The following is a 12,864-nucleotide window of genomic DNA, read 5'->3' as shown; positions in this document are numbered from 1 at the left end:
GTCACCGGAGGCGGCTGCCCGCAGTATCCAGCACTACGGCGCCGCACAACACGGTGTTCACGATCACAGCACGGTCCAGGCGGTTTTCAGACCGTACCGCGACAACACTTCCAGTCTTCTAACCAGGGGACACGCCCTCGAATCACCCCTTTGGGCAACGTCTTCCGGCCGGATCCCGTCCGTGGACAGGAGTACGACGGCTGTAAGGGGTCGACGACCCGCTCTCAGCCCGGGACGGCGAGCTCGAACCAGACCGTCTTGCCCGACTCCCCGGGCCGGGTGCCCCAGCGGCGCGAGGAGGAAGCCACGAGTTGCAGCCCGCGTCCGCTCTCGTCCTCGGGGCGGGCGGCGCGTTCACGGGGCGGGTCCGGAATCGGGTCGGAGACTTCCACGAGCAGGACGTCGGACAGGCCGGCGGGGCGCACCAGGCGCACCCCGATGGGGCCCGTGGCGTGCCGAAGGGCGTTCGTCACCAGCTCACTGACCAGCAGTGCTGTGATGTCGCTCACACTCTCGAGCGCCCAGCCGTTCAGCTGGCCGCGGACGACGGAGCGCGCCGCGCGCACGGCCGTGGGGTCGGCGGGAAAGGTCCACTCGGCGCAGTCGCCTTCGGTGTCGATCACGCCGATCACTTCCCAGGACAGTGAGCCCACCCATGTCCGGTTTCGTGGGGTTAATGGGCACATACCCCCTATACGTGGGGCAGTACCGCCGGGAAGGGCGCACGGTGGCACGAACGGCGTACCGGTCGAATGGGTGCGCCGACAGTGCGCCGGCAGCGGGGGCGACCGCGCCGATCACGCCGGTGACGCTCCCCCGCGCCCAGAGCTCACGCCGGTCCTACGTCAGTGCTCCACACCGGCGTTCAGCGCCTGCGCCACCTCTCGGACCGCCCCCACGTCCTGCTCCAGCCACTCGACGCTCCACAGCGTCCCGGCCGTCAGCCAGCGCAACTCGTCGTGATCCTGAAGGGCCTTCGCCTCGGGCGAGCCGGCCCGCAGCCGCGCGGTCCACACCTGAAGGACGTACGGCGGGGTGAGCATCCACTCCCCCGGCACGCGCCGCACGGCCTCCGCCTCGACGCCGAGTTCCTCCCGCAACTCCCGCACCAGGGCCGCCTCGGGCGTCTCGCCGGGTTCGACCTTGCCGCCGGGAAGTTCCCAGCGGCCGGCCAGCTCGGGGGGCGCGCTGCGGCGCGCGGCGAGCAGCCGGCCGCCGTCGAGCAGGGCGGCGCCCACCACCACGATCCGTTCCGTCATGCGCCGGAGCCTACGGGAGCTCTCCGGCGGCGGCGCTCAGGCCTCGTCCCCGTTCTGCCCGATGCGCTCGACCCAATAGAGCTGCTTGTGGCCCCGGCTGTCGAGGCTGTCCGCGATCTTCTGGGCCTCGGCCCGGGTCGCGTACCGGCCCACGCGGTAGCGATTGCCGTTGTCGTCCTGCCGTATGACCAGCCACGGAAGAGTCACCGTGCTGTCGTTCATCGCACCCCTCCGCTTCCCGCCCTCGGCCCGCGCGCCCCGCCCGCTAAGGAAACCGCAATCCGCATATGCCCGAGCCTACGCCTAACCTTCACGCAGCGAATACGCCTTTTCACAAAGAGGTACGCAACAAGCCAGCGTCGGGGGGCGCACAAGCCTGGACGCGCCGTCCGCAGACCTCGGCGCATTCGGTCGGGGGCACACCCGGTAGGGCGGGGACCACCTGCGAGAACGTCCGGAATTCACCGGCGCGTGACCCAGCCCCCGGCACGCCCGTGCCGGGAGCAACTGCCGCACAGTTGTGCGCTACTTCACGGGGAGGTGATACGCAACGCGGTAGCGGTCGGCCGGGATCACGACGTCGGCCGTCTCGACCGGGCGTCCGGAGGCGTAGAAGGTGCGCTGCACGACGAGGACGACATGTCCGGGGACACCACCGAGCGCGAGCAGCTCCTCGGCCAGTCCGGGGCGGGCGCCGACCTCCTCGGTGACGTTGTCCACCACGACGTCGATGGCGGCCATGCGCTCGACGACGCCCATGCCGCCGAGCGGCCCCTCCTCGGGGAGCATCACCGGCGTGCGCCCCGTGACGGCGAGCGGCTCCCAGGAGGTGGACAGCATCATCGGCTCACCGTTGTCCCGGAAGAGGTACTTGGTGCACATCACCCGGTCGCCGAGGCGGATGCCGAGCCGCTCGGCGATGGCGCCGCTCGCCTCGGTCTGCTCGCTGCTGGACTCCCAGGTGCCGCGCCCCGAGGCGTCGGCCTGCTCCTGCCGGAACGGCGTGGCACCGCCGGCCGGACGGTATCCGGAGCGGGCGATGCTCCGGGGCGCGGGCCGCTCCCGCACGTAGGTCCCGGAGCCGGAGCGGCCCTCGACCAGCCCCTCCGCCATGAGCACCTTGCGCGCCTCCAGCGCGACCGTGTCCGAGACCCCGTACTCCTCGCGGATTCTCGCCTGTGAGGGCAGGCGGGTGTGCGGTGGAAGCAGACCGTCGACGATCTTCTGGCGGAGATCACCCGCGACGCGCAGGTACGCCGGCTGCTCACCGAATGTCACTGGCCGCTCCCATCAGGTTGTACAGACAGCAACAGCGTGGCAACCGTCGGTTGTGCCAGGCAAGCGAAGGCCAGAGAATCACTCGATGTGATGACTTCTGGCCCCCACAGGCTTCACGCAGGCACTTTCTCCCCGCTATGGGGCTGATCACTCCCCCGGACGGCCAGGGCTGATCACTTCGGGGGGACCGGATCCCTCCCGTCGCAGCAGGAGTGGATCATCGCCGGCGGCGCGCTCACACGTCCGTGTCCGGGGCGGCCTCAGCGGACTCGTCGGCGGGCGGGGTGGTGTCCAGTCCCAGGGCCTCGCGCGCCGCGACGGTGGTGGGGCTGTCGTAGAACCCGTAGGCCTCGTCGTAGTGCGTGTAGAAGGTGTCCGCGTCGCCCGCGTCCGCCGCCTTCTCCCACTCGTCCCGGGCCGACTCCAGCTCCGTCACCAGGGCGGCCATGGGCTGTTCGGCGTCCGCGGGCCAGGTGTGGGCCTCCAGCGCCGCGGCCTGCACGAGGAGCACCTCGTGGACGTCCCGTGCCCAGACCCGGTTCGCCGCCAGGTCCTCCTCGGGGAACGCCTCGGGCTCCTCGGCCAGCACGGCGTCGATGGCGCGGGCCGCGTCGAGATGGACGACCTGGTCCGCGCCGAGGGTGGTCTCGTCGTTGCGCAGCGAACCGGTCAGGCTGCCCTTCTCGTCGGTGTTGCCGAACAGGCAGGTGATCTCCCGGTCGCCGAGGCTCCAACTGTCCCGGGTCGGCGTCAGGTAGTACACGTCGACGTCGTCGGGCAGGGCCCAGCTGTCCATGGCGTACTCGCTCTCGAGCGCGTAGCACTTGTCGTCGGCGACCTTCGTGATGTGGTCGTCGCCGGGGAACGTGCCGCCGGGCAGGGTGACGGTGGCGAACACCTCGCCGTCGTGCTTGCCGGAGCAGGGCACCACGTCGACGTCGTACGTCTCCCCCTCCAACGACCCACTGGGCTGGTTGAAGCACTCCCCCTTGTTCGGCGAGACGACCGCGCTGTCCCGCGCGCCCTCCTTGAAGCCCTCCCAGAAGGCGGACACGGCGCCCGTCGAGAGCGACAGCGACAGCAGCACCAGCCCGACGGTCGACAGCACGGCCCCGGTGACCGCCATGCCCTTGCCGCGCTCCCCCTTGCGTTTGATCTGCCGCAGCGCGATCAGGCCGAGCACCAGCCCGACGGCGGGCAGGAAGCAGAGGATGCCGAGCACGAGGGCGGCGATCGCGACGCCGTTGACCGGCGGCAGCCCAGCCGGCGGGTACGGGCCCCACGCCCCGTTCGGCGGCTGAGCCCCGTACGGACCCTGGCCGCCGTACGGACCCTGGCCGCCGTACGGACCCTGGGCCTGCGGAGCCTGGTACGGACCGTAGGGGCCATGAGGGTCCTGCGGTTGCTGGGGCCCGGGGGGCGGGGGTATGGACACAGGTACGGTGCTCCTGGTTCGGGCCTCGGACGAGGCAGGGGAACTGACGTACGTCTCACGCACGAGATGTACGACTGGCGCATGGTATGCGGGGAACGAGTGGGGGCGGAATGCGGATTGCGCGGGCCACGACGCAGGCGGTGAACGGGCTGACGGCCCGCTGGGCCGGGACCGTCACGGACGGCACGGCCTTCTCGGCGGCCGGGGTGTGGCCCCTGCTCGCCTTCCTCGCGGACGGGGCCGGGGGTGCGGCGCGGGCGGAGCTGGCGGACGCGCTGGGCCTGCCCGCGGACCACGCCGCCGGGGCCGCACGGGAGTTGCTCACCGCCATGGAAGCGATGCCGGGCCTGAACTCGGCCCTGGGCCTGTGGACGAAGCGCACGCTGGAGTTGAAGGAGGCCTGGGAGACGGGGCTGCCCGCGGAGGCGCACGGGGTGCTCACCGGGGACCTCGGGGCCGACCGGGCGGTGCTGGACACGTGGGCGGGCAAGCGCACGGGCGGGCTGATCGAGCGTATGCCGGTCGAGCTCACGGACGGCACCGCGATGGTCCTGGCGAGTGCGATGGCCCTGCGGACGGACTGGCTGCGGCCCTTCGAGGAGATGCCGCTGTGGCCGACCGACGGGCCCTGGAGGGGTCGGACCCTCGTGGGCCTGAACCGCCGGAGCGCCCTGCTGGACCGGGTCGGCGTCGCCGACACACCCGACGGTTGCGTCACCGAGCTGAAAGTACTGGGCGGCCACGGCGTCAGCGTCCATCTGCTGCTGGGCGAGGAGCGGATGACACCGGGTCAGGTGCTGACGGCGGGCGTGGACATCCTCGCGGGACGGCACACCGTGGTGCCGGGGCCCCGGCTGCCGTACGGGGACGCGGGGCCGGGCCTGCGCGTCGAGGAGACGTGGTGCGTCACCCCGCAGCCGCCGACGCTCTCCGTGCGGACGGTGGCGTACGACGTGACGGCCGAGCACGATCTATTGGAGGCGCACCGCCTGTTCGGGCTGACGACGGCGCGGGACGCCACGCGAGGCCACTTCCCCGGTGTCAGCGACAGCCCATTGGCCGTCGGTTCGGCCCGGCAGTCCGCGCTGGCGCGGTTCGGCGCACTGGGATTCCGGGCCGGAGCGGTGACGGCGGTCGCCATGGTGGCGGGTGGCGGGATACCCGAGCTCCGTTACGTGACCACCCTGGCCCGTGCCACCTTCGACCGGCCCTTCGGCTTCCTCGCCCTCGACCGCCGTACGCGTCTCGTCCTCGCGGCGGGCTGGGTCACGGACCCGAAGCCCTACCGCGAGGACGAGACGAGCGATCAGTGGTGATGCGAGGTCAGAACTGCAGCGCCCAGGCGTCGATGCGTCCGGTGTCGTAGCGCGCGTTGTCGCTGACCCTCAGCTTCCACGTGCCGCCTGCGACCTCGGAGGAGGCGTTGACGGTGTACGTGGTGTCGATGTTGTCCGCACTGCCGCCGGTGCCGTAGCCCTTGAGCGTGTACGCCGTGCCGTCGGGGGCGATCAGCTGCACCTGGAGGTCACCGATGTAGGTGTGGACGATGTGGACCTCGACGGCGAGCGCGGAGGGCGCGTTGCCGGAGACGCCGGTGACCGTCACCGGGGACTCGACCGTGGCGTTGTCGGCGATGGCGTAGTCCCCGGTGTTCTCGAAGCGCGGGCCGGGAGGCGTGGGGGTGCCGCCGCCGACGTACAGCAGGAGGTTGGGCGAGCCGGAGCCGGGGCTCGTGACGACGTTGGGGGTGGCCGCGGACGTCAGCGCGGTGGACACCTGGGCGGGCGTGGCCGTGGGGTTGGCGGCCAGGTAGAGCGCCGCCGCTCCGGCGACGTGCGGGGTCGCCATCGACGTGCCGGAGATGGTGTTGGTGGCCGAGTCGCCCGTGTTCCAGGCGGACGTGATGGACGAGCCGGGGGCGAACAGGTCGAGGACCGAGCCGTAGTTGGAGTAGCTCGCCTTGGCGTCGGTGCTGGTGGTGGCGCCGACGGTGATCGCCTCCGTCACGCGCGCGGGCGACCTGGTCGAGGCGTTGGTGGTTTCGTTGCCGGCGGCGACGGCGAAGGTGACGCCGGTGCCGATGGCGTTGCGCACGGCGGTGTCGATGGCCGTGTCCGCGCCGCCGCCGAGGGACATGTTGGCGACGGCCGGCTTGACCGCGTTCCGGGCGACCCAGTCGATGCCGGCGACGACCTGCGCGGTCGTGCCGGAGCCGGAGTTGTTGAGCACTCGGACGCCGACGACGTTCGCCTTCTTGGCGACGCCGTAGGCGCCGCCGGCGACCGTGCCGGCGACATGGGTGCCGTGGCCGTGGCCGTCCTGGGCGGTGTTGTCGTTGTCGACGGCGTCGTAGCCGTAGGAGGCGCGGCCGCCGAAGTCGCTGTGGGTGATGCGCACGCCCGTGTCGATGACGTACGCCGTGACGCCCTGCCCGGCGCTGTCCGGGTAGGTGTACGAGTTGTTGAGCGGGAGGTTGCGCTGGTCGACGCGGTCCAGGCCCCAGGAGGGCGGGCTGGGCTGGGTCGCGGCGATGGTGAAGGTGCGGTTCTGGACGACGGAGGCGACGGCCGGGTCGGCGGCGAGACGTTTCGCCTCGTCCGCGTCGGCCTCGATCGCGTAACCGTTCAGGGCCTTGGTGTACGTACGCTCGATGGTGGCGCCGTACTTCTTGGCCAGCGCGCGCCCCTCGGCGGTGCCCGAGCGGGCCTGGTCCGCCTTGAGGGTCACGATGTAGCTGTCGGCGACGGCGTTCGCCGCGCCCTCGTACTGGATGCGGCCTTCGGCCGCCGGGGCCGCCCCGGCGGGCAGGGCGGAGACGAGGCCCGCGGCGAGCGCCGCGCTGGTCAGGGCGCCGATCGCAGGCAGTCTTCGCCGGGTGGTGCGGTGGGGAGTACGCATCACTGCCATCTGAGGGGTCCTCCTCAATCGGTGGTGCGCTGGCGTGGGGGCGACGCCTCAGATGGGCAGGAACATGACAAGCCGTTGCGGCTCACCTGTGCGTCAGCCGAAAGATTGAGGCTTCCACAGGAATTGCACAAGGGCCCTGCACGGATGTAACCGGCCCGCCATACGGCCGACATGACGGAGCGTCAAGGCCCTCCCGGAGCCGAATCCGCTCCGGGAGGGCCTCGCCGGTCGCTCACTCGTCGAACGCGGTGTCCCGGGTCCGCTCCTCCCACGCCGTGACGTCGGCCCGCACCTGGTCCAGGTGGTCCAGCACGGCGGTCACCGAGTCGTCGCCGAGCGGCAGGCGCAGCGGCGTGCGTTCGGCGTCCAGCGCGGCACGGATGAGCGCCGCCGCCTTCGCCGGGTCGCCGGCCTGGGTGCCGTCACCGCCGGAGACGTACGCCCGCGTCCGGCTCACCTTCTCGTACACCCCGCTGTCGGCGCTGAACCCGGCTCGGCCGCCCTCGAACAGCGAGGTCCGAAACGCCCCCGGCTCCACGATCAGCACCTTGATGCCCACGTCGGACACCTCGTCGGCGAGCGCCTCCGACATGCCCTCCAGGGCGAACTTCGTCCCGCTGTACGCCGAGAAGCCCGCGAACGACATCTGCCCGCCCACGCTGCTCATCTGCACGATCGCGCCCGACCGCCGTTCGCGCATGTGCGGCAGCACGGCGCGCACCAGCGCCGCGGGACCCAGGACGTGCACGTCGAACAGGGCGCGCAGTTCGTCGTCGGCCGTCTCCTCGAAGGCGCCGACGTGAGTGCGGCCGGCATTGTTGACGAGGACGTCGATGCGTCCGTGCCGGGCGACGACGTCCCGTACGGCGGCGTCGACGGCGAGGACGTCGGTGACGTCCAGCCGGAACGCCTCCATCCGGTCGGGGTGGGCCGCGACCAGGCCGTCCAGCGCGTCGGTGCGCCGGGCGGCGCCGACCACCACGTCACCGGCGGCGAGCGCCGCCTCGGTGAGCGCCCGCCCGAAACCGCTGCTCGCCCCCGTGATCAGCCAGACCTTGTTCATCGACCCTCCGTCGACAACACGATGCACACCTCAACATCCCGGTTTTATGGTAATCAGCTCCGCCGCTTTCGCCGCTCATAGGATTGTTGTGCACCGCGGGGCGAGGTCCCCTTTCACTTGCTTTCACTTGCTTTCACCTGCCGAACCATTTGCATCATGTCTCGTTGATCAAAGCATGAGGAAAATGATCCTGCCCGCAGTGATCACTGCGGCGACCGGCATGATGTTGTCCATGTCCCCCGCTCAGGCGGAGACATCCGCAACCGCTGCAGTGGCCCACAGCGAGGGTGCGGAACCGAACCCGCTCGGGAGTCTGGTGCAGGGGGGACCCATTTCACTTCCGGAGCCCCTCATCCAGCTCCTTCCGTTCGGCAAAGAAGTCTGAGACTAGTGCCCGAGAGTGGCCTGCGGGACGGCACCCATAACCTGATTGGTGCACCTGCGTTTACGAAATGCGGGTGAGTGCCCGCGATGATGTCAGGAAGGCAGTGAACCTATGAGACGGGCTACCCGAAACGGTGTGATTGCCGTCGTCGCCGCTTCCGGCGCGATGGTCATGGCACTCCCGGTGTCCGCCGCGCTCGCGGCCGACGGAGCCGGCGCCGACGGCACGACGGTCGGCTCGCCCGGGCTGGCCTCCGGCAACACCATCCAGATCCCGGTGGACGTGCCGGTGAACGTCTGCGGCAACACGGTGGACGTCGTCGGACTGCTCAACCCGGCCGCGGGCAACACCTGCGCCAACAAGGGCGCGGCGAAGGCCGGTGGTGTGAAGGACGACGACAGTTCGGCGCAGAGCGGCGGATCGGCGGCCGGTGGCAGTACGGAGGCCACCGGCGGATCGGCGACGTCCGGCGGGGCATCGGCCGAGGCCCTCACCTCGGATTCGCCCGGGCTGATCGCAGGCAACGGCATCCAGCTCCCCGTCGACCTGCCGGTGAACGTTTCCGGCAACAGTGTCAACGTGGCCGGCCTGGGCAACCCGGTCTTCGGGAACGAGTCGGTCAACGGGCCCGGGACCGAGACCCTCCAGCCACCGAGCACCCCGGCTGCGAACACCCCGGCGCCGAAGCCCCCGGTCACGGACACCCCGGCCCCGAAGCCCCAGGCCCCGGAGTCTCCCACGATCTCCCGATCCCAGCCGAGCCCGCACCTGGGGACGCCCACGCTGGCCCACACCGGAGCGGACCTCACGGCCACCGCTGTGGCCGGCAGCGCCGCGCTCCTCGTCACGGGCGCGACCCTGTACCGCCGCTACCGCCCGGGCCGCAATCACTGACCCGGACGCGCACGACTCCACCGGGTACGCCCCGGTCCGGACGAGTAGCGGGTCAAGCCGCCGTCACCGTCGCCAATGAGCGTCGGGGCGGCGGCGGTCTGCTGTTCTGGACCGGTCCCGCCGGCTCGCCCGCTCCCGATCGAGTCCGGTTCGGGTGGCGCCGAAAACGACATAGCGGTCCTACAGCAGGCAGAAAGAGGGACGCCAGCGGGTGCTGGCGTCCCTCTTTCTGTTGCGGTCGTCGTCACATGTGACGGTGGCGCGGCGTTCTGCCAGGAGGACCTGTGCGGGTCAGAGCGCCTGGCTGTTGCAACCCATGTCTGAACCGAGGTGGTTCTGCTGTGCCCCGGGGTTGCCCTCGCCGTTCAGCAGATTGCCTGCCAGGCCGGTGAGGGCGCCAACGCTGCCGAGCACCTCGATGTTCATGTCGTGCGAGCGGCACTCGATGCCCTGCGTGATGTCGAGGTCGCTGTACGGCTCGTCGGCCACGGCGGTGTTGCCACCGAGTGAGCCGACGCTGCCGAGAATGGCGCTCACGAGGACGACCTTCTGAAACTTGCGCATGGGTTCTCCGTTGATCGAGCGGATGGGGTTCGTAGCACGTGGTGTTGGGATTGAGGGCGGCACCAGGGGAGGCCGTCAGCCGAGCCGGGGAAGTCCCATCTGGCCGAGGGGCGGTGCCGCGATCTGCCCGAGGCCGACCGGCGCCAACTGCGGTGCGCTCGCCGGCGAGATGAGCGGGCTGACGATCGGGTTCAGCTGCGGGTTGATCTGCGGGTTCACCTGGGGGGTGACCTGCATCGGGGGCTCAGGAGCGAAGGCCTGAGGTACGGCTACCTGCGGGGCCACTTGTGGCATGACCTGCGGCACCACCTGAGGCATGACCTGGGGCTGCTGCGGCTGAGGGGCCTGCGGTTGGTACTGCTGTGGATACTGCGGGGCAGGCTGCTGCTGGTGCGGGGACGCGGCCGCCTGCGCCGATCCGTGCGACGAGGCCGCGGCGTAGGCGTGACCGGTCTGCTGTGCCGGCGGGGCCTGCTGCTGATACTGCGGCGCGGGCTGCTGCTGGTACTGCGGCGCAGGTTGCTGCTGATACTGGGGAGCAGGTTGCTGCTGGTACTGCGGGGCAGGCTGCTGCTGGTACTGCGGCGCGGCGGCCTGCGCCGTTCCCTGCGATACGGCCGAGGCGGCAGGACCGGGCGGCGGGGCGGGCTGCGGGGCCGGGTAGTCGGGAGCCGACATTGGAGCGGCAGCGCCGTGTCCGGCGGGGACAGTGGCATGGCTGGCGTCGGCGCCAACGCCGGTCAGACCGCCGGCCGCTGCTACGACGAGCGCGGCCTTGTGAAGCTTGCGCATGAAACCCTCGGCCCTTCGATACCTGAATTGGTAATCCATTGCATTCAGTGCGCCGTCACGCATGCACTCGGTGCGATACTCACAGCCGCACCCTCAGCAGCGGTCAAGCTTGAGGAACCCGCGGACGTCGCATCGGAGCCGGCAGCACATTCCCTCACGCCTCTTCGGGTCCACGTTCGCTGCCCTCCCCACGTGGAACGAGGTTTTCCTCGCCGCGGTCACGGCACACACAGGTCCGTCACCCATTTGCCGCTACCGGCACGGGCGTCGTGGCGACTCTCTGCACCCTTGCGTCAAATGGGTGACCACGGCCCACCGCCCGTATCTGGCTTCGCGCTCACCTCGTTCCCCACGGGGCAAGAACGATGGTCTGTCGCAGCCGCACCAGGCGGCACAACAGCGGCAATCACGCTGCCACTTGAGCAATTCACCAGGTTCCGTGAACAGGTCAATGAAGGGCCGAGAATTTCATGCGCAAACTTCAGCGAGTCGCGCTCGTCGTAGCAGCAGCCGGTGGCCTGTCCGCCGTCGGCGCCGGCCCCAGCTCAGCCGTCACTCCGGTCGCCTACGACGGGACTGTGCCGCCTCCCGTCTCGCAGCCGGACGCCCAGGCCGCCTCGGCCACCTCCTCGCAGGCGTCCGTGCAGACCTACGGCTCGCCGGCTCCGCAGCAGGCGGCACCCCAGCGGGGCACCCAGGTCAGCCCGCAGGTCAACCCTCAGCTGAACCCGCAGATCAACCCTCACATTTCTCCGCAAGCCCCGCAGTCGGAGCAGGGCGGTCCGGTGGGCCAGGCCAACCTGTTCCGGCCGTACCAGGAATGCAGTCCGCAGAACCTGCTCGCCGCGAACGTACCGGTCGCCCTGCTCGCCGCCTCCCAGACCCGGGGCGTCGACTGCACCCAGGCCAACAGTCAGGCGAATTCCTTCGCCAACGCGCGCACGCGGTAGCACCGTCGGACAGCCACGCGTTGCCGCCCGGCACCGGCCTCCCGCGCTTCGCGGCGCAGGCCGGTTCGCATGCGATACGGCTTTTCGGGTGCTTCCGCCGCATGTTCGCAAGATCGGCGCGCCTTTGCCCGCTTTGTCGCATTTCCTATTAGTCTCCGGGAACTGTAGAAAGTCGATCTCCCGCAGATCGCACCCACCCACTCCACCGGAGATGAAATGCGCAAGCTTCGCACCGTTGCCGTCCTGGTCGCCGCACTCGGCAGCATCGGCCTCGTGGGCGGCACGGCCCACGCCGACCAGGGCAAGGGCAAGGACGGCGACAAGTTCCACATCTCGCAGAACTCCCAGTGCAAGTCGCACGACCTGAACCTCGACATCCTTGGCCAGGTCGGCCTCCTCAACGGCCTGCTGGGCAACGGGCTCAACGGCGAGGGCAACCCGGGCGCCCAGTCCTCCCACATCGGTTCCACCATGGGCTGCAACAACAGCGCCTTCTGACGTTCCGGTCGGCGCACAGCCGCCGAGCGAGTTGGTCCCGGCACCAGGCCCCAGGGCTAGGCGCCGGGACCATCTGCGTGCGCCGGCAGATTCGCGGGCCGTACCGGGCCTTGCGGCAGATCCCCCGCGCTTTCAGTCACGCGACGCACTCCTCGACCACTGCGCGTGCCGCGGTCCGGGCGCGGTGTGACGGATCGTCCGGTCGACGGGAGGGCGCGGGCGAGATCCACAGCCACAACGGTCGTCCGGCGTCCGGCGTCCGGCGTCCGGCGTCCGGCAGAACGTAGTCGGCATCGGCGAGCCGCGGAACTGCGACAACAGGGTCAGCGTCACGTAGGGCGAGGCACAAACGAATGCCGGGCCGGGAATCGTCCCGGCCCGGCATTCGCCGACGGCGCTCAGATCTCGACATGCGGCTTCTTGAAGCCCTTCGGCAGCTTCGCCGTGTTGGAGCAGTCCACAACCGGCCCCACGCCGGCGGACCCGCCACCCAACAGTTGGTCGTCCCGAAACACCACGTTCGGCCGGTCGGTCGTCGAGCATTCCTGCTCCTGCCTGATGACATGCTCGCCGTCCTTGTCCATACGGGTCTCGCTCTTGCGAATGCAGACCGTGCCACCCTGCACGGTGCTCTCGCAGTTGCCCGAGCGCCCATCTGCGGATGCGTGTCCGGCACCGACACAGATTGCGGCGAGACTTCCGACGATCCCCGAGACAGTGGCGATCTTCCGCGAAGTGAACATGTGCTGCGCTCCTTTACGACGTAGGCCCGGGCGCCGTTGTCATGTGACTGGCGTGCGCCCGGGCCTGAGATTGTCGAAACTGATCGTTCTACGCCG

At 70.3% G+C, this 12,864-nt stretch carries 14 protein-coding genes; 4 read left to right on the top strand and 10 right to left on the bottom strand.

Translation table 11 applies throughout. From position 1 onward, the window contains the following. Positions 1–224: 224 nt before the first annotated feature. From IPT68_RS23470 to IPT68_RS23450, 5 genes are all read right to left on the bottom strand, one after another. The gene (locus IPT68_RS23470; protein WP_189696348.1) at positions 225–653 is read right to left on the bottom strand and encodes an ATP-binding protein; all 429 of its coding nucleotides are present in this window, start codon (positions 651–653) and stop codon (positions 225–227) included. Positions 654–845: 192 nt separating this feature from the next. Then, positions 846–1,259: a (deoxy)nucleoside triphosphate pyrophosphohydrolase gene (locus IPT68_RS23465; RefSeq protein WP_189696347.1), complete on the bottom strand. Its 414-nt coding sequence runs from the start codon at positions 1,257–1,259 to the stop codon at positions 846–848. 36 nt (positions 1,260–1,295) lie between these two features. After that, positions 1,296–1,481: an SPOR domain-containing protein gene (locus IPT68_RS23460; RefSeq protein WP_189696346.1), complete on the bottom strand. Its 186-nt coding sequence runs from the start codon at positions 1,479–1,481 to the stop codon at positions 1,296–1,298. A gap of 303 nt (positions 1,482–1,784) precedes the next feature. Then, positions 1,785–2,537 (bottom strand): GntR family transcriptional regulator, encoded by a 753-nt coding sequence (locus IPT68_RS23455; protein WP_189696345.1) that lies wholly within the window; start codon positions 2,535–2,537, stop codon positions 1,785–1,787. A 235-nt stretch (positions 2,538–2,772) separates the two neighbouring features. Continuing rightward, a complete protein-coding gene (locus tag IPT68_RS23450; protein WP_189696344.1) occupies positions 2,773–3,972 on the bottom strand; it encodes a DUF4190 domain-containing protein in 1,200 nt (399 codons plus the stop codon). Between the two features lie 110 nt (positions 3,973–4,082). On the opposite strand from IPT68_RS23450, the gene IPT68_RS23445 reads away from it, so the two are divergent. Then, a complete protein-coding gene (locus tag IPT68_RS23445) occupies positions 4,083–5,288 on the top strand; it encodes a serpin family protein (protein ID WP_189696343.1) in 1,206 nt (401 codons plus the stop codon). A gap of 7 nt (positions 5,289–5,295) precedes the next feature. On the opposite strand, the gene IPT68_RS23440 is transcribed toward IPT68_RS23445, so the two are convergent. Both IPT68_RS23440 and IPT68_RS23435 read right to left on the bottom strand, forming a co-directional pair. Beyond that, positions 5,296–6,879, bottom strand: a complete 1,584-nt coding sequence (locus tag IPT68_RS23440; protein WP_189696342.1) for a S8 family peptidase — start codon at positions 6,877–6,879, stop codon at positions 5,296–5,298. 232 nt (positions 6,880–7,111) lie between these two features. After that, positions 7,112–7,942, bottom strand: a complete 831-nt coding sequence (locus IPT68_RS23435) for an SDR family NAD(P)-dependent oxidoreductase (RefSeq protein WP_189696341.1) — start codon at positions 7,940–7,942, stop codon at positions 7,112–7,114. Between the two features lie 520 nt (positions 7,943–8,462). Between IPT68_RS23435 and IPT68_RS23430 the strand changes: the two genes are divergently transcribed. After that, entirely contained in the window at positions 8,463–9,221 is a 759-nt protein-coding gene (locus IPT68_RS23430; protein ID WP_228039829.1) for a chaplin, read from the top strand. A gap of 291 nt (positions 9,222–9,512) precedes the next feature. Here IPT68_RS23430 and IPT68_RS23425 read toward each other — a convergent pair whose 3' ends face one another. Beyond that, positions 9,513–9,785, bottom strand: coding sequence for a hypothetical protein (locus IPT68_RS23425; RefSeq protein WP_189696339.1), 273 nt, complete (start codon positions 9,783–9,785; stop codon positions 9,513–9,515). Between the two features lie 75 nt (positions 9,786–9,860). Further along, positions 9,861–10,577, bottom strand: coding sequence for a hypothetical protein (locus IPT68_RS23420; RefSeq protein ID WP_189696338.1), 717 nt, complete (start codon positions 10,575–10,577; stop codon positions 9,861–9,863). Positions 10,578–11,047: 470 nt separating this feature from the next. Here IPT68_RS23420 and IPT68_RS23415 point away from each other — a divergent pair, with 470 nt between their 5' ends. After that, positions 11,048–11,527 (top strand): hypothetical protein, encoded by a 480-nt coding sequence (locus IPT68_RS23415; protein ID WP_189696337.1) that lies wholly within the window; start codon positions 11,048–11,050, stop codon positions 11,525–11,527. A gap of 216 nt (positions 11,528–11,743) precedes the next feature. Further along, entirely contained in the window at positions 11,744–12,025 is a 282-nt protein-coding gene (locus IPT68_RS23410; protein ID WP_189696336.1) for a hypothetical protein, read from the top strand. Between the two features lie 398 nt (positions 12,026–12,423). On the opposite strand, the gene IPT68_RS23405 is transcribed toward IPT68_RS23410, so the two are convergent. After that, positions 12,424–12,768 carry a hypothetical protein gene (locus IPT68_RS23405; protein WP_228039828.1) on the bottom strand — a complete coding sequence of 115 codons (345 nt, stop codon included), beginning with the start codon at positions 12,766–12,768 and terminating at the stop codon, positions 12,424–12,426. Positions 12,769–12,864 lie beyond the last annotated feature (96 nt).

The organism is Streptomyces chromofuscus, assembly GCF_015160875.1.
Lineage (GTDB): Bacteria > Actinomycetota > Actinomycetes > Streptomycetales > Streptomycetaceae > Streptomyces > Streptomyces chromofuscus.
The sequence above is the reverse complement of the archived record's forward strand: the minus strand, read 5'-3'. Positions and strand labels throughout refer to the sequence as shown.